Raw genomic sequence first — 22,363 nt, forward strand, 5'->3', positions numbered from 1 at the left:
GCGGGGGGCGGGCGCGCGGGGCGCCGGCGGGTTCGGCCCCCCGCGCCTGGCCACCAGCGCGAGTCCCCCCGCGACCAAGAGCCAGATCGATGCCGATTTCGATCTCGCGCTCGGTGCTCCCGCCGCAACCGGCATCGGTTTTGCGACGATGGGCGCGAAGGGCGAGGCGGTGCTGCGTATTGGCGGAGCTGCGCCGGGCTGGTCGTTCGAGGGACGCGCGGAGGGTGACACGCTGACGGTAGATCGCGCGCGACTGGCCGGACTGGATGACGCGGTGTCGGCGAGCGCAAGCCTGCCGATCGGCCCGTTGGTGGCCAAGATGGCAGCTGCCGCGCGCCGTGCCCTGCCTGGGTCAAATCTGGCGATGGACCTGCAGGCGCGCGGCGGCGGCGAGACGCTTGCGCTGACCATCCCGCGCCTGTCGCTGACCAGCGCGCGCGGTGACAGAATCGTCGGTGGCAACAGCCTCAGTCTGCAGCAGCAGGGGGATGCCCTGCAGATCGCGGGCAACATCGCCATGGGCGGCGAAGGTTTGCCGCGCGCGCAACTGCGGATCACGCCGCGGGGCGAGGGCGCCTATGCTTTGCGGGTCAGCATGGACGATTACGCCGCTGGCGGGGCATCGCTGGCGCTGCCCGAACTGTCCGCGATATGGAGCGGCCGCGGCACTGCGACGTTCAGCGGACGCGCCTTGGTCTCAGGCCCGATCCCCGGCGGATCGGTGCGGGGGCTGCAGCTGCCGCTGCAGGGGCGGTGGAGCGACGCGGCGGGGTTCGTGCTTTACGACAAATGCCAGACGCTCCGCTTCGAGCGACTGCAGCTGTCCAACCTTACGGCCGAGCGGCAGGCGATCAGCCTGTGCCCGCAGCGGGGGCAGCCGATGGTGCGTCAGGGGCCGGCAGGGATGCGTCTGGCGGCAAGGCTCAGCGGCGCGACCCGGCTGCAGGGGCGGTTGGGGTCATCGGCAATGCAGCTGGCGGTCGGCGCGATGCAGATGGACTTTCCGGGCGCGGCGCAGCTGACCGATGTCGATCTTTTGATCGGCGAGGCCGGGGCCGGCACGCACATCAAGGCGGAGAGCTTCAGCGTCGATCTTGGCAGCACGCTGACGGGCCGTTTCGCCGATGCCGAAGCGACGATCGGCGCGGTGCCGCTGTTGCTGACGCGTGGCAGCGGCAGCTGGAGCTTCGTCGATTCGGTCCTGGGCGTTTCGGGCGATGAATGGCTGCTGCGCGATCGGCAGGTGCCCGCGCGTTTCCAGCCCTTGGTCAGCACCGACATGCGGCTGACGCTGGCCGACAACCGGATCGCGGTGACCGGCACGCTCGACGAGCCGCAGACCGCGCGCGACGTGGTACGGGTCGCGATTGCGCACGATCTTTCCTCGGTGACGGGCCATGCCGACCTGTTCGTCGATCGGCTGACCTTCGACGATCAGCTGCAGCCCGAGATGGTCACCAACATCGTGCTCGGCATCATCGCCAACACGCGCGGCGCGATGGCGGGGACCGGGCGGATCGACTGGTCGGCAGATGGCGTGACATCCAGCACCGGACGGTTCCGCACCGAGTCGCTGAATTTCGCGGCAGCCTTCGGCCCGGTGCGCGGCCTGTCCGGCGAGATCGTGTTCAGCGACCTGCTGGGCATGCAGACCGGGCCGGGGCAGGTGGTGCGACTGGCGGAGGTCAATCCGGGCTTTGCCGTGGCGGATGGCACGATTCGCTATCGATTGCTGCCCGATTTCCGGATGCAGGTGGAGGGAGGCGAATGGCCCTTTGCCGGTGGCCGGTTGCTGCTCGATCCCGGCGTGGTCGATCTGGTCAGCGAAGAGCCGCGCCGGCTGGTGTTTCGCGTCGATCGCGTCGATGCTGCCCAGTTCCTGGCCGGGTTCGACTTCGAGAACATCAATGCGACCGGACATTTCGCCGGCGTCATCCCGATCGTGTTCGACAAGGATGGCGGCCATGTGCGCGGCGGCAGGCTCGAGGTGATCGAGGATGGCGGGACGCTCGCCTATGTCGGCGAGCTGACCTATGAAGACCTTGGCGCCATGGCAAATTTTGCCTTCAACGCCTTGAGATCATTGCGCTATAAGTATCTGATCGTCGAGATGGACGGCGATCTGGCCGGCGAGGTCATCACCCGAATCCGCTTCGATGGTCTCAGCCAGGGGGAGGGTGCGTCACGCAATTTCCTCACCCGCAGGATCGAACGACTGCCGCTGCAGTTCAACGTGACGATCAGCGCGCCGTTCCTGCAGCTGATCACCTCGGCGCGGTCGTTGTACGACACGCAGTACGTTACCGATCCCGCGTTGCTCGGGCTGCTGCCCGGTCAGGCCAACAATCCCGACGGGATCGGTGCGCCAACGACATCACCAGAAACACCGGGCATTCAGCCCCCAGCAAGCGAGGATCGTCCATGAAGGGGACAACGAGGATGGCGATGATGAGAAACCCGGCGGCCAGATTGGCGACGCTGGCAATGGCGACGGGGGTTTTGGCGGGGTGCGTGACAATCGCCGCGCCCGACAAGCCGATCGTCATCAACCTCAATATCAACATCAAACAAGAGGTTGTTTACCGGCTCGATGGCAAGGCCAAGGCGGTAATCGACGAAAATGCGGAGATCTTCTGATGACCAAGGGCTATTTGAAAACCGGAATGGCGGCGCTGCTGACGCTGGGACTGGCCATGCCCGCGATGGCGCAGCGGGATCCCGCCTATGAGGCTGCGCGTGCGGCAGGCACCGTCGGCGAGAAGCCCGATGGCTATCTGGCTGTCGTAAGTGGTGGTGACGGCCAGCTGCAGCGGCTGGTGAGCGACATCAACCTCAAGCGCAAGCAGGTCTATACCGATCGCGCCTCGGCCGAAGGATCGACCGTCGAGCAGTTCGCGTTCACCGCCGGATGCAACACGATTTCGCGCACCAAGCCGGGCGAAAAATACATGGCGCCGGACGGCAGCTGGAAGACTCGCGATTCCAGCCCGCCGGTGCGCGATGCACGTTGTCCGTGACCCTATACAAGGCTTCGCAATGCGTTCAGCCCGGATTTCTCTGCGAAATCCGGGCTTTTTTGCATCCCATGGCGCAGCGCAGCATGGCCATTGACTTGGGCACCAGCCCTTTCTAAACGGGCCGCGCCTTGGCGGGTCAGCTCGCCGCTTTTTGCGTGACTTTTCGGTTGTTGTAGCCTTTGGCCCGATGACAAGGAGTGAAGCAGATGGCGGAGAACGAACCCGGGCAAGACCCTTCTGGCGGCGACGCGCGGATCGACCACATCGGTGATCGGCTGCGCGATATAACGCAGCGGGAGCAGGCCGAGACAGGCAGCAAAGGGGGCGCAGTCGATGCGAATTATCGGCTGGGCAACCGCGTGCTGGCCGATCTGCTTGGGGGTATTGCAGGTGGTTTGCTGTTCGGCTGGCTGTTTGATCGCTGGCTGGGCACATCGCCCTGGCTCCTGATCACGTTCCTCGCTCTGGGGATTTTTGTGGCCTTCAGGAATATCATCCGGGTTTCCAACGCATATTCGGCGGGGCTGAAAAATCAGCAGTCCCCGAAGGATAAGCCTGAAGATTGATACGAAGAGGTAAGGTTGTGGCAGCCGAGTCAGGCAAAATCGACCCGATGCACCAGTTCGAGATCGCGCCCCTGTTTTCGGGCGGATTCGAGCTGGCGGGACAGACCATCGCCTTCACCAACAGCGCCCTGTGGATGCTGTTGACGTTGGTGACATTGTGGGTGTTCATGCAGGGCGGCATGAAGCGCGAGCTCGTGCCCGGTCGCTGGCAGCTGATGGTCGAAAGCTTCACCGGCTTTATCGACGACATGCTGGTCGCCAACATCGGCGCCGAAGGCCGCAAATATGCGCCATACGTCTTCTCGCTGTTCATGTTCATCCTGTTCGCCAACATCCTGGGCCTGCTGCCCATCGGCGTGATCGGCGGGCATCCGTTCACCGTGACCAGCCATCTGACGATCACCGGCATCCTCGCCATCGTCAGCTTCTCGATCGTGCTGATCGTCGGCTTCTCGCGGCACGGCCTGCACTTCTTCTCGCTGTTCGTTCCGCACGGTACGCCGATCCCGATGATCCCGTTCATCTTCCTGGTCGAGCTGCTGTCGTTCCTGGTCCGCCCGTTCAGCCTGGGTCTGCGACTGTTCGTCGCGATGACCGCAGGGCACATCCTGCTCAAGGTGCTCGCCGGTTTCGTGATTAATTCGACCAACGCCGGCGTCGGCTATGGCCTGATGGTCGGTCTTCCCAGCCTGACGCTGATGGTCGGTATCAGCGCGCTCGAAATCCTGGTCGCTGTCGTCCAGGCCTATGTCTTCGCGCTGCTCACCTCGCTGTACATCAACGATGCGGTGAACCTGCACTAAGCCTTTCTCTTCGCTCTAATCTTTCATCCAATCGAATTTCCTAAGGAGTATTACAATGGACGCAGAAGCTGCAAAACTGGTCGGTGCTGGCCTGGCTGCAATCGGTGCCGGCATGGCCGCCATCGGCGTGGGTAACGTGTTCGGTTCGTTCCTGGAAAGCGCTCTGCGCAATCCGGCAGCTGCCGATGGCCAGCAGGGCCGTCTGTTCATCGGCTTCGCCGCTGCCGAGCTTCTCGGTCTGCTGGCGTTCGTCGTGGCGATGATCCTGATCTTCGTTGCCTGATTGTTCGCGAACACGGGGTCGGCCTGCCGCCGGCCCCGTTTCGCACCTCAAGATTCTGATCCACGGATAGCTTTGATATGCCCCAGATTGACCAGATCATGTCCACCTACGGGTCCCAGTTCTTTTGGCTGGTGATCACGTTCGGGCTGATTTATTTCGTTATCGGGCGTTCGATGCTGCCGAAGATCCAGGGCACGGTCGATCTGCGCAAGGGCAAGATCGCCGGCGACATCGCGGCCGCCAAGGCTGCGCATGCCCGCGCTGACGAGATCGAGGAAGATTATCGTCAGGCCCATGCCCGTGCCCGCGACGCGGCTATGGCGGTGACCGCCGAAGCCAAGGCCAAGGGCACGCGCGAGGCCGAGGCCAAGGTGCGGGACGCCGATGTCGGCATCGCTGCCCATCTGGCCGAAGCCGAAGCCGCGATCGCCGCACAGCAGGCGGCTGCCCTGTCCGATATCGAAGCCGTCGCGGTGGAAGCTGCGCAGGATATCGTCGCCCGGCTGACGCCGGCAAAGATCACCAAGCCGCAGGTCAACCGTGCGGTCAAGGGAGCGCTGGCCGATGCCTGATCTCGTCATTCTTGCCGCCGCTGCCGGCGAACATGCCGATCCCTCGATCGGTGGCGTCCATATTCTCAACGCCACGTTCTTCGTTTCGGTCGCGATGCTGATCCTGATCGGCATCATCCTGTACAAGAAGGTTCCTGCGGCGATTGGTGCATCGCTCGATCGCCGGATCGCCAGCATCAAGGCCGAGCTCGACGAAGCCCAGGCGCTGCGTGCCGACGCCGAAAAGCTGCGCGCCGAATATGAGGCCAAGCTGGCTGCAGCCTCGCAGGAAGCCGCCGACATGAATGCGCGCGCCGAGGCCGAAGCGGAAGCCATCCGCGCCAAGGCTCGGAGCGATGCGGAAAACCTGATCGCGCGCCGCCAGAAGATGGCGACCGACAAGATCGCCGCCGCCGAACGCACCGCGATTGCCGAAATCCGCGCCAAGGTTGCCCGCGCCGCCACCGACGCGGCTGCATCGCTGATCGCCGAGAACCACAACGCGGAAGCTGACCGGTCGCTGGTCGATCACACCGTCGCGGTGCTGGGTACGCGGCTGAATTGACGTGTTTTCCCTCTCCCCACCGAGGGAGAGGGTTGCGAAGACTTGGCAGCTTGCTGCCTAGTCGAAGCTGGGAGAGGGGGCAGCAACGCTGGCCTTTTGCAAATCCCCGCTTCACCCTCATCCAACTCCGCCTAGCCTCGCTGCGCTCTGCAAGGCTTCGTATCCTTCTCCCATTGAGGGAGAAGGTTTGGGGGGATGGGGAGAGGGCATGTGGACCATTGACCTCCCGCCGTCCTGACGCCACATCGTGCGCACCATGGCAGGCCGTCCCGCTCATCCCAATGACAGCAATCCGCGCGCACCCGACCGCTTCCTCGAGGAGGCGGCGACGTACAGCGTGCGCGGCGCCGACACGCCCGATCTCGACACCGGCATTGCGGCGATCCGCAGCCAGCTGAAATCGCTGCCGACGCGCCCCGGCGTGTACCGGATGATCGATGCGCGCGGCGACGTTCTGTATGTCGGCAAGGCGCGGATGCTCAAGAACCGGGTGACCAATTACACCCAGGTCGACAAATTGCCGCGCCGTCTGCAGCGGATGGTGTCGCTCACCCGGTCGATGATGATCGTCACGACCAACAGCGAGGCCGAGGCGCTGCTGCTCGAGGCTCAGTTGATCAAGCGCTATCGCCCGGCGTACAACGTGCTGCTGCGCGACGACAAGAGCTTCCCCTATATCCTGCTGCGCGAGGACCACGACTTCCCGCGCATGTCCAAATATCGCGGTGCGCAGAAGTACAAGGGCCAGTATTTCGGTCCGTTCGCGAGCGCCGGATCGGTGACCAGCACATTGAACTCGCTGCAGAAACTGTTCCTGCTGCGCTCGTGCTCGGACAGCTTTTTCGCCAACCGCTCGCGGCCGTGCCTGCTGTATCAGATCAAGCGCTGCTCGGCGCCGTGCGTCGATCGGATCAGCAAGGAGGATTATGCCGCGCTCGTCGGCGATGCACGCGCATTCCTCACCGGCAAGTCGACTGACGTGCAGGCCAAGCTCGGTGCGCGGATGGAAGCGGCGGCGCAGGCACTCGATTTCGAAAGCGCGGCGGCTTATCGCGACCGATTGAAGGCACTGACCTTCATCCAGGGTAGCCAGGCGGTCAACGCCAACGGCATCGCCGACGCTGACGTGTTCGCGATGGCGAGCCAGGGCGGAACGGTGTGCATCCAGGCGTTCTTCATCCGTGCCGGGCAGAACTGGGGGCATCGCAGCTTCTTCCCCGCGCATGTGCAGGAGCTCGACGAGGCCGAGATCCTCACCAGCTTCCTGATGCAATTCTACCAGGACATGCCGCCGCCGCGGCTGATCCTGACTGACCGCGCGCCGTTCGAGTGCGATCTGGTGGTCGAGGCGCTGTCGGCCAATATGGCGCACAAGCTCGAACTGCTGGTCCCGCAGCGCGGCGAGCGCAAGCGGTTGATCGAGCAGGCGCAGCGCAACGCGCTCGAGGAACTCCAGCGCCGCGTCGCCGAGAGCGCGAGCCAGGCGAAGTATCTCGCCGAGATGGCCGATCTGTTCGGGCTCGACGGGCCGCCCGACCGGATCGAGGTCTACGACAACAGCCATATCCAGGGCACCAATGCGCTGGGTGCGATGGTCGTCGCGGGGCCAGAAGGTTTCCGCAAGGCGGCGTATCGCAAGTTCAACATCAAGCGCGCCGACACCGTGCCCGGCGACGACTATGCGATGATGCGCGAGGTGTTCGAACGCCGGTTCGCGCGCGCGCAGAGCGAAGACCCCGATCGCAGCGGCGGCGACTGGCCCGATCTGGTGCTGGTCGATGGCGGCAAGGGGCAGCTGAAAGCCGCGATGGAAGCGCTGGCGGTGCTCGGCATCGAGGATGTCGCTCTGGTCGGCGTCGCCAAGGGGCCGGACCGCAACGCGGGGCGCGAGACCTTTTTCATGCCCGATGGCAAGGAGTTCACCCTACCGACCAACAGCCCGGTGCTGTTCTACCTGCAGCGGCTGCGCGACGAGGCGCACCGCTTTGCGATCGGCGCGCACCGCGGCAAGCGCAAGAAGGCGATGACCAGCAGCCCGCTCGACGAGGTCCCAGGCATCGGCCCCGCGCGCAAACGCGCGCTGCTGATGCACTTCGGTACGGCGAAAGCAGTGCGCAGCGCCAGCCTGCAGGACCTGCAGATGGCCCCCGGCGTCTCCAAGGCGATGGCTCAGCTGGTCTACGACTATTTCCGGGGATGATTGCATTTCTATACCGTTTTGGTATTTTGCACGTCCATGCAGTTCGAGTTCGACCCGGCCAAGAGCGCGCTGAACAGGCAGAAGCATGGCATCGATTTTGTCGAGGCGCAGGCGCTTTGGCAGGATGTCAGGCGAGCTGAGTTCGACGCGCAATGGCTGCAGGAACAGCGGTTTGGCTTGATTGCGAAGTTTGGAGGTAAACTTTGGACCGCGATACATACTGTGCGTGGAGACTGCATCCGGATCATATCGGTACGCAGATCGCGCCCAGCGGAGGTGAAAGTCTATGAAACCCAAGATGATTAGCGCCGAGGAATTCGACCGGATGTTCGATGATGGCGAAGACATTTCAGGGTATATAGATTTTTCGTCCGTGCGAAGGCCTGGCCTCGAAGCCAAACGTGTGAACGTCGATTTCCCCGGCGAAATTGTGTCAAAGCTTGATCGAGCGGCGAAGCGCCGAGGTGTTTCGCGTCAGGCGCTCATCAAGATGTGGATCGTTCAGCAGCTCGATAACGAGGCGAAACTCGATACCGCAGCCTGATCGCGCTCCACAGTCATGCCCGTAATCCGCACCTCTGCGATCGTCTGCACGGTGCGCAAGCATGGGGAGCATGGGGCGGTGGCGCGGCTGTTCACGCCCGAGCATGGCCTGCAGGCGGGCTATGTGCAGGGCGGGCGATCGACCGCCATGCGGCCTGTGCTGATGCCCGCCAATCTGGTGACGGCGGAGCTGCGCAGCCGCTCACCGGATCAGCTTGCTAGCCTGACGGTCGAGCTTTCCACTAGCCGTGCGCCTTATTATGCCGAGCCGCTGGCGGCGGCGGCTTTCGAATGGGTGACGTTGCTCACCGCGACGGTCGCGCCCGATGACCAGCCATTCCCCCGATTGTATGCCGCATTGGCAGCGTTGCTCGAACTCGTCTGCGTCGCCCCCTCGGCGCGCTGGTGGGCGCGGGCGATGGTGCGATATGAGGCGCTGCTGCTCGCCGAACTCGGTTTCGGGATGGATCTGGAGCGCTGCGCGGTGACCGGCGAGCGCGAGGACCTGGCCTATGTCAGTCCACGCACCGGGCGCGCGGTGTCGCTGCATGCCGCCGGGGTCTATGCCGAAAAGCTGCTGGTGCTGCCCGCGTTCATGACCGGCGATGCCGAGCCCGATTGGGAGCAATTGCTGCAGGGCTTTGCGCTGACCGGGCATTTCATCGAGCGCCAGTTCTTCGCCGAGCGTCGCGCCGATCCGCTGGCGGCGCGGGTGATGATGATCGACCGGCTCAAGCGGATTGCTGGCTGAAATCCGATCCAAAGCAAAACAATGTTGCTTGAAGGCGCTACCGAACGCTATGCGCGCGGCGATAACTGACAGGGATACACCATGAAAATTGCAATTCTACCCGGCGACGGCATTGGCCCCGAGATCATGGCCGAAGCGGTGCGGGTGCTCCGCGCGCTCGATCTGCCGGGAATGGAATTGCACGATGGGCTGGTCGGGGCCGCCGCGTGGCGCGTCCATGGCCATCCGCTTCCGCCCGAGACGCTGACGCTGATGCACGCCTGTGATGCCTTGCTGTTCGGCGCGGTGGGCGATCCCGCCTGCGACGGGCTCGAGCGCCATCTGCGCCCCGAACAGGCGGTGCTGGGGATGCGCAAGGAGCTTGGCCTGTTCGCCAACCTGCGCCCGGCCAAGGTGTTTCCGGGGCTGGAAGCGCATTCCTCGCTGCGGCCGGAGGTGGCCGGCGCGATCGACCTGATGATCGTGCGCGAGCTCAACGGCGATGTCTATTTCGGCGAGAAGGGCATGCGGACGACCGCCGATGGCCAGCGCGAGGGCTATGACATCATGTCGTACAGCGAGAGCGAGGTGCGCCGCATCGCGCATGTCGCGTTCCGCACCGCGCGGGGGCGTAGCGACCGGCTGTGTTCGGTCGACAAGGCCAATGTGCTCGAAACCTCGCAGCTCTGGCGCGATGTGATGATCGAAGTTGCGGCGGAATATCCCGACGTGGCGCTCGAGCATATGTATGTCGACAACGCCGCGATGCAGCTTGTCCGCGCGCCGGGCAAGTTCGATACCATCGTCACCGGCAACCTGTTCGGCGACATCCTGTCCGACCAGGCGAGCATGTGCGTCGGCTCGATCGGCCTGCTCGCCTCGGCCTCGCTGGGCGCGGAGCAGACGGCTTTCGGCACCAAGGGCGCGTACGAACCGATCCACGGCAGCGCGCCCGACATCGCGGGCAAGGGCCTCGCCAATCCGGTCGCGATGATCCTGTCTGCCGCGATGATGCTGCGCCACAGCTTCGGGCTCGAGGCAGAAGCCGCGCGGATCGAGGCCGCAGTGGCAAGCGCACTCAACGCGGGCGCGCTGGGCGCGGACCTGGGCGGGACGATGGGCACCGTCGAGATCGGCGACGCGGTGCTGGCTGAGCTGGGTTGATCCCCAGCGTTGTTCTCGGTTTCCAGCGCTATTGGGTCGCGACCCACCAGTGATGGCCAGCCGTATCGGTGAATCCGCCCCTCAGGTCATCGTCGGCAGTTTTGCGCATGGGCGGCTGAACCGGCTTTGCGCCTGAGGCCAGTGCGCGGTCATAAATCGCCTGCGCATCTGGCACGTAAATATGGACATGAACCTGCGTCGACAGATACTCGGTCGCGCCACCACCGATCATCACGATGCTGTCGTCGATGCGGATCTCGGCGTGCATCAGCGCTCCATCGGGCCGATCAAATCGGCGAACCTGCGTTGCGTCGAACACGGTCAGCAGGAAATCGATCAGGCGCTCGGGATCGCCGCAGATCAGATAGGGGCTGATCGAAGGGTAGTTCGCAGGTTTCCAGTCGCTCATGCCCACCCCGTTCCGGCACGCGTCAACCGCATGCCATGATTGTCCGTCGAGGCAGTTTACCGCAAGACGCGCCGGAGTGAAATTCCAATCAGGCCCGTTCGCGCGCGACCTCGCGCCAGCCGATGTCGCGGCGGCAGAATCCGGTGGGGAAATTGATCGCATCGACCGCGGCATAGGCCGCACGCTGCGCCTCGGTTACGCTGCTGCCGGTGCCGGTGACGTTGAGCACGCGGCCGCCATTGGCGACCAGCGCGCCGTCCTTGAGCGCGGTGCCTGCGTGGAACACCTTGGCGTCTCCGGCATCGCCGAGCGTGATCGCGCCGCCCTTTTCGGGCGTGCCGGGATAGCCCTTGGCGGCCATCACCACGGTCAAAGCATAGTCGTCCGAGAAATGGGGAGGGGGGCAGTCTGACAGTTCACCCTTCGCCGTTGCCAGCAGCAGCTCGGCCAGATCGCTTTGCAGCCGGGTCATCAGCACCTGGCATTCCGGGTCACCGAAGCGGCAGTTGTATTCGATCAGCTTCGGCCCTTCGCTGGTGAGCATTAGCCCGGCGAACAGCACGCCTGAATAGGGCATGCCCTCTGCGGCGAGTGTCGCGACGGTGGGGGCGATGATCCGCTCCATCACCTGGGCCTCCAGTTCCGCCGTTAGAACCGGGGCGGGGCTGTAGGCACCCATGCCGCCGGTGTTGGGCCCGACATCGCCTTCGCCCACCCTTTTGTGGTCCTGCGCCGATCCGAACGCGACGATCGCGCTGCCATCGGTGATCGCGAAGAAGCTCGCCTCTTCGCCACGCATGAACTCCTCGATCACCACCTCGGCCCCGGCCTCGCCAAAGGCGCCCGCGAACATGTGACCGATCGCATCCTCGGCCTCCTCGGCAGTCTCGGCGATGATCACGCCCTTGCCCGCAGCGAGGCCATCGGCCTTGATCACCACCGGCAGGTCGAAATCGGCCAGAGCCGCGCGCGCTTCCGCTGCATGGCTCGCACGAACATAGCGTGCGGTGGGGATGCTCGCGCGGTCGCACAGGGCCTTGGTGAAGCTCTTGGAGCCTTCAAGCTGCGCGGCTTTTGCGGAAGGTCCGAAAACGGGCACCCCGGCGGCGCGCAGGCTGTCGGCGAGGCCATCGACCAGAGGCGCTTCGGGCCCGATCACGACCAGCCCTATCGCCTGCTCGGCACAGAATGCCGCAACCGCGGCATGATCGGTCACAGTGAGGTCGACGCAGGTGGCATGCTCGGCTATCCCTGGATTTCCCGGCGCGGCGAAGATGGTCTCCACCTGCGGGGATTGCGCCAGTTTCCAGCACAGGGCATGTTCGCGGCCACCGCTCCCCACCAACAGGATATTCATGCCCGACCCCTTTTCAGATGATGCCAACTCGCGTTCGGGCGGGCTGTTAGCCCAGATGGCCCCCGGCGACAACGCTCCGCCGTTGTCGGTTTCGGAAATCTCGAACCTGCTCAAGCGCACGGTCGAGGACCGCTTTGGCCATGTGCGGATTCGCGGCGAGATATCGGGGTTCAAGCGTGCGGCGTCGGGTCACTGCTATCTCGCGCTCAAGGACGACAAGGCGCTGATCGACGGGATCATCTGGAAGGGTACGGCGCAGCGGCTGAACTTTGCGCCCGAGGACGGGCTCGATGTCATCGCCACCGGCAAGCTGACGACCTTCCCGGGTCGCTCGAAATACCAAATCACGATCGAATCGCTCGAGCTCGCCGGGGAAGGCGCGCTGATGCAGCTGTTCGAAAAGCTCAAGGCGCGGCTCGCGGGCGAAGGCCTGTTCGATCCCGCGCGCAAGCGCGCGCTCCCGTATCTTCCGCGTACCATCGGTGTGGTGACCTCGCCCACCGGATCGGTGATCCGCGATATCCTCCACCGGCTGGCGGACCGCTTCCCCAGCCATGTGCTGGTCTGGCCGGTGCTGGTGCAGGGCGAAGGCGCAGCGGCGCAGGTGGCAGCGGCGGTGCGCGGCTTTGGCGCGATGCCTGAGGCGACACGCCCCGACCTGCTGATCGTCGCGCGCGGCGGCGGCTCGATCGAGGATCTGTGGGCCTTCAACGAGGAGCCGGTCGTCCGCGCGATCGCCGACAGCCCGATCCCGGTAATATCGGCGGTGGGCCACGAGACCGACACCACGCTCGCCGACTTTGCCGCCGATCGCCGTGCACCGACGCCGACGGCTGCAGCAGAAATGGCGGTACCGGTGCGCAGCGAACTGCTGGCATCTGTCGCGGAGTTGGGCGCCCGCGCGAACCTCGCCGTCAACCGGGCGCAAGGCCTGTGTCGCGAGCGGCTGGAGGCACGCGCGCAACGGCTCCCCAAGCTGCAGGACCTGCTCAGCCCGCAGCAACAGCGCACCGATGATCTGGGCGAACGACTGCGCGCGGCGCTGGGGTTGCAACTGGCGCATGCGCGCGGGGCGTTGGGCCGGGTGTCGGGCGCACTGCGGCCGGCGGTGCTCGACGGGCGGGCAGGCCTGGCGCGCGAGCGGCTGGCGCGGCTGCAGCTCGACCCCGCCATGCTCGAGCGGATCACTGCGCGGGCAGGCGAGCGGCTCGCGGGGTTGGAACGGGTTCTGGCGCAGCTTGATCCCGATGCGCCGCTCCAGCGCGGTTATGCGCGGGTCGAGTCCGCTGACGGACGCACCTTGCTGGACAGGGTCCAGGCTGCGGGCGAAGCCAGGCTGATGCTGCATTTCCGCGACGGCGTGCTCGATGTCGTCCCGATCGATAACGCTGCGGGCGGAGCGGGGGCATCGTCTGCGCGCGCGCCCACCCCGCGCGCCAAGCCCAAACCGGCCGAGCCACGCCAGTCGAGCCTGTTTTGACCGGAGTCTCCGATTTGCACGCGACGACGCGATATTATAGAATGCTCAGGAGGACCGGTTTGGCGGGCCTGGCACACCGTAAACCTTCCATACAGAAACAATGGAGCATATTTCCCCGATGCTGATGTCCAACCGCGATCGCCCTGCGCGAGTTCACTATATGGCCAACGGCTTCCGGCTGCTGAGCCCTGGCGATCATGTGCTGTGCGCCGCAACCGGTCAGAAGATCGATCTCGATGATTTGCGGTACTGGAGTGTCGAACGGCAGGAGCCTTATGCGACCTGCGAAATCTCCGTCCGCGCTGCGTTAGGCCAAGGCTGAGCCGATGACGCGGACCGGCACCGTCGTGGCGCTGATCGTGGCAAGCCTGGCAGCCGCAGCCTATGCCCAGACACCGCCGGTCGCTGAGCGCGCACAGGCGGCGGCGCAGCAGGAGAGCGGTCCAGATTTCCTCTCTCGCCCGTTCGGCGCAGTGCGGCCCCTGTCCAGCGGTATCCGGCTGAGTGGCGTTCCCATGCAGGGCGCCTTGCTGCGTGGCACCGCTCCCCAGGACATCGTCGGACTCGATCTTGATGGGGTGAAGGTCCCGTTGGCCGAGGACGGCGCGTTTCTGCTCGGCTTCAATCGCGATGCCGCAGCCCTGGGCGTGCTGACGGTCACGTTTGCCGATGGCACGGTGGCAGCCGAGCCGCTGGCGATCGAACCTCAGTCCTGGCGGCGCGAGTTCGTTGCGGTTGCTGCGCGTGGCGGCGTGCCCAGCGAGGCCTTCATGGCGCGCCGCAAGCCTGAGCTCGAGCTGATCGCCGCTGCACGCTTGCGCAGCTATGACAGCGGTGGTTGGCGCCAGCAGTTCATCTGGCCTGCCACGGGCCGTGTGTCGGGTGTGTTCGGGTCGCAGCGCATCTATGCAGGTGAACCAGGCGCGTTTCACAGCGGGGTCGATGTTGCCGGCCCGACCGGCACGCCCATCGTAGCGCCCGCCGATGGCGTAGTGATCCTTGCTGCGCAGACCCCATTCTCGCTCGAAGGCAATCTGCTGATGATCGACCACGGCATGGGCCTCAACAGCGCCTTTCTGCATCTGTCGTCGATCGACGTGAAGGACGGGGAGCGTGTGCGACAGGGACAGCAGATCGGGCGAATCGGCGCAACGGGTCGCGCCACCGGACCGCACCTTCACTGGAGCATGAAATGGCACGACGCCAGAATCGACCCGCAACGTCTGGTAAGTCCGATGGGCGATCTGCGTAACTAAACAACAAAGATAAACCTAGGTTACTCGTTATTGTGGCATTCATGTAACAGAGTTGTCATTATCGACAGCGACCTGTCTCGGAAAACTTTACAAATTTGTCCAGATTTGGCCTCTCTTGCGCATCGCGCAGGGAGTGGATGGGTGGTGTTGTAATACAACATGTCGCTCCCTTGATTGCAGACAGGCGCAAAAGCGCTGCAACAACAGGGGTCTTACCTAAATGAGAATCACCGCACGTTTCTGGACTGGCGTCGCAACGACTGTCCTCGGAACAGCCATGGCGACCACGCCCGTTTTCGCCCAGGATCAGGAAACGCAGGAGGAAGCTGCTGCATCTTCGGAGGTCGCAGCGACAGCCATCGTTGTCACCGGGTCGCGCATCGAGCGTCCCAACCTCTCTTCGCCTTCACCGGTAACCTCGATCACCATCGCCGATCTTCCGAGCGGCGGCGACGTTTCGCTGGGCGATGCGCTCAACGAACTGCCCGCCCTGCGCTCGACCTTCTCGCAGTCGAACTCGACGCGGTTTATCGGCACCGCCGGGCTTAACCTGCTCGATCTGCGTGGTCTGGGCACGAATCGTACGCTCGTCGTGGTCAATGGTCGTCGCCACATCACGTCGCAGCCGGGTGTCCCCACCAGCGTCGACATCAACACCATCCCGACCGATCTGGTCGAACGCGTCGATATCGGTACCGGCGGCAACGCGGCTGTGTACGGTGCCGATGCCGTCGCCGGCGTCGTCAACTTCATCCTGAAGCGCGATTTCGAGGGCATCACCCTGCGCACCCAGGGCGGCATCTCCAGCCAGAAGGATCGCGGATCGTATTTCGCATCGCTGACGGCAGGCCAGAACTTCTCCGAAGGCCGCGGCAACGTCGCGGTCAACATGGAATACTCGTTCCAGAACGACCTGTATTATACCGATCGTGACCGTCAGTATGGCGCATTTTCGGGACGCAACCAGTTCCAGCTGACCGAAAACACCATCGGTGAGCCGGCTGCTGGCAACGGCATCCCTGACAACACCTTCCTGCGCGGTATCCGCAACATCACCATCTCCGAAGGCGGTCTCTATACCTCCGCTTGCCCCGCCGCATCTGCCGCCACCGCCGCACGTCGCGCGCTGAACTGCAACGGCCTGCTCGGCAACACTGGCCAGGCACTGGGCTACACCTTCGTGTTCATGCCCGATGGCACGCTGGCGCGCAACGAGCCGACCCAGGATTTCCGCACCGTCGGTTCGGGCAACTCGCAAGGCGGCCTCGGTTCCACGCTGCGGCTGACCGGTCAGCTCAACCCTCAGCTGGAGCGGATCGCGGTCAACAGTCTCGCCCGTTACGAATTCAGCGAAGCGTTTGGCGTGTTCCTGGAATCGAAGTATGTCCGCATCAACGCGATCCAGGAAGGTCAGCCGACCTTCTTCAACAACACCTTCAGCATCAACAACCCGTTCCTGACCGCGCAGGCACGTGACACCCTGGTCCAGTCGCTTGCGCCGGGTGCCACCACCTTCACCGCACAGCGTTTCAACGTCGATTTCGGCGGTCGCGGCGAAGACCACCAGCGCGAAACCTTCCGCATCGTCGGTGGTATCGAGGGCACGTTCAACAATGACTGGAAGTATGAAGTCGCGCTGAACTACGGGCGTCTCGAAACCTTCTACCGGACCGAGGGCAACCTGCACCGTACGCGTTATGCCAATTCGATCAACGCCGTCCGCAACGCGGCCGGTCAGATCGTCTGCGGCATCAATGCGGACGCCAGCACCGCCAACGACGATCCCTCGTGCGTTCCCGTCAACCTGTTTGGCAATGGCCAGCCTTCGCAGGCCGCGCTGAACTATTTCATCGTGGACTCGACCCGCCAGCAGAATGCCGAGCAGATCAACGCAACTGCGTTCGTCTCGGGCAACCTTGGACAGCTGTTTGAACTTCCCGGCGGTCCGATCAGCTTCGCGATCGGTGGCGAGCATCGCAACGAATCGGCGTTTTCGGCATTCGATGCCCAGACCCGTTCGGGCGTGACCTTCCTCAACGCGATCCCGGTCTTCGATCCCCCGCGTTTGAAGAGCTATGAAGGCTTCGGCGAAATCCGTATCCCGATCCTGGCCGACATGCCGTTCTTCCATGAACTGTCGCTCGAAGGCGCGGGTCGTATTGCCGACTATAACATCGGCAACTCGGGCACCATCTACACCTACAATGTGAGCGGTGTCTGGGCGCCGGTTCCGGACCTGCGTATCCGCGGCAGCTATGCCCGCTCGGTGCGTATCCCGACACAGACCGACCTGTTCGCCGAACCTAGCCAGACCTTCCTCAACGGCCTGGTCGATCCCTGCTCGCAGAACAACATCAACAACAACCCCAACCGGGTGCGCAACTGCGCAGCGGCCGGGGTTCCGGTTACCGAAGTGGTCGGCGGGGTCACCGTGCCGTTCACCAACGTTCCGGCATCGGGCATCCGCGGCCTGAATGGCTCCAATGCCAACCTGTCGGAAGAGCGCAGCACCAGCTACACTGCCGGGTTCGTGGCGCAGCCGCGCTTCATCCCCGGCCTGACGCTTTCGGTCGATTACTACAATATCACCATCGACAACGTGATCTTCTCGCTGGGTGCACAGACGATCATCAATCAGTGCTATGACAATCCGAGCGGCATCAACAACCCGTTCTGCGATGCGGTCTTCCGCCGTCCGGATGGCACCTTCCGGGGCCAGGAAAACCGGGTCGTTGGCGGCGGGACGGTTTCGTACCCGGTTGCCCCGACCGATGCTTCGTTCCTCTCGGGTCCGTTCAACTTTGCGAAGCAGAAGACCTCGGGCATCGATGCCGACATCAGCTACACCGTCACCGACGGCAGCACGCGCCTCAATCTGCGTGGTGTGGTGTCCTACGTGATCCGTCGTGACAACTTCACCGATATCAACGATCCAAGCTTCCGCGATCAGGTGCTGTTCGAACTCGGTGATCCGCGTTGGGCCGGCACGTTCAGCGCCGATCTGGACTTCGGTGCCTTCGATATCGGTTATCGTATGCGCTACATCGACAAGCAGTCGATCGGCACGATCGAATCGGTCCGCACCATCCAGGGTCGTCCGCCGACGAACCCCGATCAGTTCCCCCGCGATTTCTACCCCCGCGTGGTCTATCATAACATCCGCGCAGGCGTGGATATCGACAATCGGTTCCGCTTCTATGGCGGCATCGACAACCTGACCGATCGCCAGCCGCCGCTGGGTCTCGATGGCACCACGGTGGGCTCGGGTACTTTCGACAACGTCGGACGTTTCTTCTACGTCGGAGCTGAAGCGAAGTTCTGATGCCTGACACCCCACTCTTCGTCTTCGTGACGGAGAGTGGGCACACAAAAAAGGCGGCGTTCCCAAGGGAGCGCCGCCTTTTTTGCTTTGTGGGGGGAGGGCGTTTACTGGATCCGCTTGGCGCGTACCGCCCGCTTGTTGCGGACCTTCAGGAAATAGCCGCCCATCACGCCCGCCTTGATCTCCACCGCGTCGCCGACCGCCGGGTCGATCATCATCGACTCGGTCGTCTGCCACACCGCGCCTTCGGGGATGGTGATGTTCCAGCGCCCACCCTCGGCGCGGCCCAGGCTCTTGATCGTGGTCACCAGCGTCTTGTCTTCCTCGCTGTCGTTGGCGCTGCCACCAAAGATCGAAAGATCGGGCAGGCTGAAGCCGAACAACGAGCGCCTGGTCTTCTTGACCTCCTTGTCCTCGATCACGACGATCTGCTTTGCTTCCACCGCGGCCGACAGGCTTGCCGACGCGCTGTCGAAACAGGCCAGTCGCTGGCTGCTGTCGGCGATTCCGCGACAGGCCTTCAATGCCTCGAACAGCTCGGGGGAGGGGGGCGGCGCCGGCCTGTTACGTTCCTGCGCGTTGACGGGCGCGGAAACCGCGAGGGCCGCCAATGCTGCCAATGCCCAACTGTGTCTTGCGTGCCGCATGCCTTCTTGCCTCTTCATCTTTCAGGGTAGGCATCTGCCATAGCGCACCGCAGCCAAAAGTGAAAAATGCTTTTGCAGGCATCGGTTGGCCTGCGGCTTGGCGGGCGTCTGCGGCAGTTGATGTCAAACCCGCCGCCCAAGCAGATTGATGCTGCAGTGCAATGAAACGCGTGTGACTTTTATGCTACATCCGCCGGAAAAGCGTTGGAATCCCGTGCGTCAAGGTTGCGCAGCTTTCGACCTTTGGCCTACACAAATGACATGGCGGGGCAAAAAGACCCTCCAGAACTGGGTTTAGCCATGTCGATCAGGCAGGGCGATCAAGGGGAAATCAGAACATGAAAACGCAATTTAAGCTTAGCCTGCTGGGCACCAGCCTTCTTGTCGGTGCAGCATCGCTGGCAACGCCCGCCTTCGCACAGGACCAGGATCAGACCACGTCATCGCCCAGCGATTCGACGATCGTGGTTACCGGTACCCTGATCTCCAACCCCAACATTCAGCGCGCCGCGCCGGTGAACGTGACGTCTTCGGACGAAATCGAGCTGCTGCAGTCGAACGTTGCTGAAGAAATTCTCCGTGAAATTCCGGGTATCGTCCCCTCGATCGGTTCGGCCGTGAACAACGGCAACGGCGGTAACTCGTTCGTCAACCTGCGTGGCCTCGGCTCGAACCGCAACGTCGTGCTGCTCGATGGCGCGCGCGTCGTCCCTGCCGATCTCGTCGGTCGCTTCGACCTCAACAACGTGCCGCTGGCACTGATCGAGCGCGTCGAAGTGCTGACCGGTGGTTCGTCGACCACCTACGGTGCTGACGCTATCTCGGGCGTCATCAACTTCATCACGCGTCAGGATTTCGCTGGTCTCGAAGTCAATGCCGGTACCCAGATCACCGAGCGGGGCGATGGTCACACCGTCCGTATCGATATCACGACCGGTGCGAACTTCGACGATGGCCGCGGTAACGTCGTTCTCGGCATCGGTTATCAGCAGGCTGACCCCGTGTATCAGGGTGATCGCCAGATCGGCCGTAACACCATCGGTTCGGTAACCGGTGCAGCTGCAGGTTCGGGCACTGCCGTTCCCTCGCGTCTGACCATTCCAGGCCAGGGAACGTTGCAGATTGCGCCAAATGGTCAGACTTTGGTTGGTACCTATGCGCCGTTCAACTTCTCGCCGGACAACATCTTCCAGACCCCGTTCGAGCGCTTCAACATCTTCGGTCAGGCGAAGTATGAAGTGTCCGATGGCCTTGAAGTCTACACCCGCGGTCTGTTCTCGAAGAACACCGTCGACACCATCATCGCTCCTTCGGGCGCATTCGGCATCGGCGTCACCATTCCTCTGAGCAATCCGTTCCTGCCCGCCGGCATCCGCAACCAGTTCTGCAACGCCTTTGACTTCGATCCGGCCACCACCGGCAGTCAGCCGCTGACTGCGGCGCAGTGTACCGCTGCTGCAACGGCAACCAGCCCGACCGACCCCAACTATCGCACGGTTACCACGGCTCTGTTCCGTCGTGCGGTTGAGGCCGGCCCGCGTATCTCCAACTACGTCAACACTGTATTTGACTATAAGCTGGGTGCGCGCGGCGGCATCACCGACACGATCGATTTTGATGTGTTCGGCAGCTACGGCCAGTCGGATCAGGTGCAGACCATCAAGGGTTACACGCTCAACTCGCGCGTTCGTGACTCGCTGTTGGCGACCAACCCCAACAGCTGCCTCAGCGGTAATGCTGGTTGCGTTCCCGCCAACTTCTTCACTCCGACAGAAGGTGGTCTGACCCCGGCGATGATCGATTACCTGACCGGTGAATCGACCGTCCAGACCCGCACCACATTGGCGCAGGCACGTGCGACGATCAGTGGCGACTTCGGTGTTGCCAGCCCGTTCGCTGTCGATCCGATTTCGTTCGCTGTTGGCGGTGAGTACCGCAAGTACACCGCGCGTCAGGCTTCGGATACGCTGGCGCAGAGCGGCGATTTGGGTGGTGCCGGTGGCGCCGCTCCGAACATCTTCGGCGCATATGACGTGTACGAAGCGATCGGCGAAATCATCGTTCCGTTGGTCCAGGATCGCCCCTTCTTCCAGGATTTGACTGTCGAAGGCGGCATCCGTTATTCGGATTACACCGTTAACGATCCGGCCAGCCCGGGCTACACCACCACGACCTGGAAGGCTGGCGGTAGCTGGACCCCGGTGACCGGTGCCAAGATCCGCGGTTTCTATGCCCGTGCGGTTCGCGCTCCGAACATCAGCGAACTGTTCTCGCCACTCAACACCGGCCTGACCAGCCTCACCAACGATCCTTGCGCATCGATCAACGATGCTGGCGTACGCATCAATCCCGGCCCGACAGGAACGCTGCGTGATGTCTGCCTTGTTCAGGGTGCTAATGCGGGCAATGTCGACTCGATCAACGTCCCAATTGCTAGCCAGGCGAATGCGACTTCGGGCGGAAACCTGGGATTGAGCGCTGAAAAGTCGAACAGCTACACGATCGGTCTGGTTCTCCAGCCGGCGTTCATCCCTGGCTTCTCGATGACCGTTGACTATTACAACATCAAGGTCACCGGTGCCATTTCGACCCCGTCGCCTGACGATGCGATCAATGCTTGCTTCGGTGCCGGTAACCTCAGCGTCAGCAACCCGGCTTGCACGGTCATCCGTCGCGATCCGAACACTGGTGGCCTGAATGGCGACCCGGCAACCACGCCAGGGCTGTTTGTCGGATTGTCCAACCTTGGACGTCTTGCAACCGACGGTATCGATCTCACGATGAACTATCGTCGTGACCTCGGCTTCGCTGACCTGTCGCTGTCGTTCGTTGGTAACTGGACCAACAAGTCGACCTTCCAGTCGACCCCGACCGACGACAACCGCGATTGCGTTGGCATCTTCAGCAACAACTGCGGTTCGTTGCAGCCGGAATTCCAGACCACGTCGCGCGTGACTCTTGGATTTGAAGGCGTCGATGTCTCGCTGCTGTGGCGCTATATCGACAGCTTCACTTACGAGAACTTCAATCCTGCGCGCGAATGCGGCAACCAGCCCCGTCCTGCTGGTGTGACCACCCCTTCGCCGAACTTCTTCTGCGGTGCTACGCCCTTCGGCTACACCACCACGGAAGACTTCAATCAGATCGGCTCGTACAACTACTTCGATCTCACCACCCGTTTCGACCTCATGGAGAACCTGACTGTCACGCTGACCGTGCAGAACATGTTCGACAAGAAGCCGCCTCTGGTGGGTTCGGATGCCGGTACGACCGCATTCAACTCGGGCAACACCTTCCCGTCGACGTACGACGCGCTGGGTCGCCGCTTCGGTGTGGCTGCACGGCTGCGCTTCTGATCCCTTCGGGTTTCAGTACAAACATGGAAGGGGCGGATCGCAAGATCCGCCCCTTTTCATTTGCCCGGCTCACTCACGCGCCGGATATATCCTATTCAGCACGCCATTCGTTCT

At 63.3% G+C, this 22,363-nt stretch carries 21 protein-coding genes; 18 read left to right on the forward strand and 3 right to left on the reverse strand.

What is annotated here, in order from left to right:
• The 13 genes from ACK4R0_RS03705 to leuB form a co-directional block, all read left to right on the forward strand.
• A partial coding sequence (locus tag ACK4R0_RS03705; protein WP_409670340.1) for a YdbH domain-containing protein occupies positions 1-2,425 on the forward strand: 2,425 nt, incomplete at its 5' end.
• 14 nt (positions 2,426-2,439) lie between these two features.
• Positions 2,440-2,637, forward strand: a complete 198-nt coding sequence (locus ACK4R0_RS03710) for a YnbE family lipoprotein (protein WP_409670343.1) — start codon at positions 2,440-2,442, stop codon at positions 2,635-2,637.
• Positions 2,637-3,017, forward strand: a complete 381-nt coding sequence (locus tag ACK4R0_RS03715) for a YdbL family protein (RefSeq protein WP_409670346.1) — start codon at positions 2,637-2,639, stop codon at positions 3,015-3,017. The genes ACK4R0_RS03710 and ACK4R0_RS03715 overlap by 1 nt, the downstream gene beginning before the upstream one ends.
• Positions 3,018-3,223: 206 nt before the next feature.
• On the forward strand, positions 3,224-3,583 hold the full coding sequence (locus ACK4R0_RS03720; RefSeq protein ID WP_409670349.1) for an AtpZ/AtpI family protein: 360 nt from the start codon (positions 3,224-3,226) through the stop codon (positions 3,581-3,583).
• Positions 3,584-3,600: 17 nt separating this feature from the next.
• Entirely contained in the window at positions 3,601-4,386 is a 786-nt protein-coding gene (locus ACK4R0_RS03725; RefSeq protein ID WP_409670352.1) for a F0F1 ATP synthase subunit A, read from the forward strand.
• Between the two features lie 55 nt (positions 4,387-4,441).
• A complete protein-coding gene (locus tag ACK4R0_RS03730; RefSeq protein ID WP_023839593.1) occupies positions 4,442-4,669 on the forward strand; it encodes a F0F1 ATP synthase subunit C in 228 nt (75 codons plus the stop codon).
• A 77-nt stretch (positions 4,670-4,746) separates the two neighbouring features.
• Positions 4,747-5,241, forward strand: coding sequence for an ATPase (locus ACK4R0_RS03735; RefSeq protein WP_409670355.1), 495 nt, complete (start codon positions 4,747-4,749; stop codon positions 5,239-5,241).
• On the forward strand, positions 5,234-5,785 hold the full coding sequence (locus ACK4R0_RS03740; protein WP_409670358.1) for a F0F1 ATP synthase subunit B: 552 nt from the start codon (positions 5,234-5,236) through the stop codon (positions 5,783-5,785). Before ACK4R0_RS03735 ends, ACK4R0_RS03740 begins: the two co-directional genes overlap by 8 nt.
• 256 nt (positions 5,786-6,041) lie before the next feature.
• Positions 6,042-7,985, forward strand: coding sequence for an excinuclease ABC subunit UvrC (gene uvrC / locus ACK4R0_RS03745; protein WP_409670361.1), 1,944 nt, complete (start codon positions 6,042-6,044; stop codon positions 7,983-7,985).
• 36 nt (positions 7,986-8,021) lie between these two features.
• A complete protein-coding gene (locus ACK4R0_RS03750) occupies positions 8,022-8,291 on the forward strand; it encodes a BrnT family toxin (protein ID WP_409670364.1) in 270 nt (89 codons plus the stop codon).
• The gene (gene brnA, locus ACK4R0_RS03755) at positions 8,272-8,529 is read left to right on the forward strand and encodes a type II toxin-antitoxin system BrnA family antitoxin (protein ID WP_409670367.1); all 258 of its coding nucleotides are present in this window, start codon (positions 8,272-8,274) and stop codon (positions 8,527-8,529) included. The genes ACK4R0_RS03750 and brnA overlap by 20 nt, the downstream gene beginning before the upstream one ends.
• A gap of 15 nt (positions 8,530-8,544) precedes the next feature.
• Complete coding sequence (gene recO, locus ACK4R0_RS03760) at positions 8,545-9,279, forward strand: DNA repair protein RecO (RefSeq protein ID WP_409670370.1); 735 nt, start codon at positions 8,545-8,547, stop codon at positions 9,277-9,279.
• Between the two features lie 81 nt (positions 9,280-9,360).
• Positions 9,361-10,422 carry a 3-isopropylmalate dehydrogenase gene (leuB, locus tag ACK4R0_RS03765; protein WP_409670373.1) on the forward strand — a complete coding sequence of 354 codons (1,062 nt, stop codon included), beginning with the start codon at positions 9,361-9,363 and terminating at the stop codon, positions 10,420-10,422.
• Positions 10,423-10,450: 28 nt separating this feature from the next.
• Here the strand turns inward: leuB and ACK4R0_RS03770 are convergent, their stop codons facing one another.
• Together ACK4R0_RS03770 and purD are read right to left on the reverse strand one after the other, a co-directional pair.
• Complete coding sequence (locus ACK4R0_RS03770) at positions 10,451-10,831, reverse strand: VOC family protein (protein ID WP_409670376.1); 381 nt, start codon at positions 10,829-10,831, stop codon at positions 10,451-10,453.
• 88 nt (positions 10,832-10,919) lie between these two features.
• Complete coding sequence (gene purD, locus ACK4R0_RS03775) at positions 10,920-12,188, reverse strand: phosphoribosylamine--glycine ligase (RefSeq protein WP_409670379.1); 1,269 nt, start codon at positions 12,186-12,188, stop codon at positions 10,920-10,922.
• Between purD and xseA the strand changes: the two genes are divergently transcribed.
• The 4 genes from xseA (at position 12,187) to ACK4R0_RS03795 (ending at position 18,246) form a co-directional block, all read left to right on the forward strand.
• On the forward strand, positions 12,187-13,668 hold the full coding sequence (gene xseA / locus ACK4R0_RS03780; protein WP_409670381.1) for an exodeoxyribonuclease VII large subunit: 1,482 nt from the start codon (positions 12,187-12,189) through the stop codon (positions 13,666-13,668). The genes purD and xseA overlap by 2 nt on opposite strands.
• Before the next feature lie 118 nt (positions 13,669-13,786).
• Positions 13,787-13,990 carry a DUF2093 domain-containing protein gene (locus ACK4R0_RS03785; protein ID WP_409670384.1) on the forward strand — a complete coding sequence of 68 codons (204 nt, stop codon included), beginning with the start codon at positions 13,787-13,789 and terminating at the stop codon, positions 13,988-13,990.
• 4 nt (positions 13,991-13,994) lie between these two features.
• Complete coding sequence (locus tag ACK4R0_RS03790; protein WP_409670387.1) at positions 13,995-14,924, forward strand: M23 family metallopeptidase; 930 nt, start codon at positions 13,995-13,997, stop codon at positions 14,922-14,924.
• Positions 14,925-15,201: 277 nt separating this feature from the next.
• Complete coding sequence (locus tag ACK4R0_RS03795) at positions 15,202-18,246, forward strand: TonB-dependent receptor domain-containing protein (protein ID WP_409670389.1); 3,045 nt, start codon at positions 15,202-15,204, stop codon at positions 18,244-18,246.
• Positions 18,247-18,350: 104 nt separating this feature from the next.
• Here ACK4R0_RS03795 and ACK4R0_RS03800 read toward each other — a convergent pair whose 3' ends face one another.
• On the reverse strand, positions 18,351-18,893 hold the full coding sequence (locus ACK4R0_RS03800; RefSeq protein WP_409670392.1) for a hypothetical protein: 543 nt from the start codon (positions 18,891-18,893) through the stop codon (positions 18,351-18,353).
• A 338-nt stretch (positions 18,894-19,231) separates the two neighbouring features.
• On the opposite strand from ACK4R0_RS03800, the gene ACK4R0_RS03805 reads away from it, so the two are divergent.
• On the forward strand, positions 19,232-22,249 hold the full coding sequence (locus ACK4R0_RS03805; protein WP_409670395.1) for a TonB-dependent receptor domain-containing protein: 3,018 nt from the start codon (positions 19,232-19,234) through the stop codon (positions 22,247-22,249).
• Positions 22,250-22,363: the final 114 nt, after the last annotated feature.

It is taken from the genome of Blastomonas sp. (genome assembly GCF_046294995.1).
Taxonomy (GTDB): domain Bacteria; phylum Pseudomonadota; class Alphaproteobacteria; order Sphingomonadales; family Sphingomonadaceae; genus Blastomonas.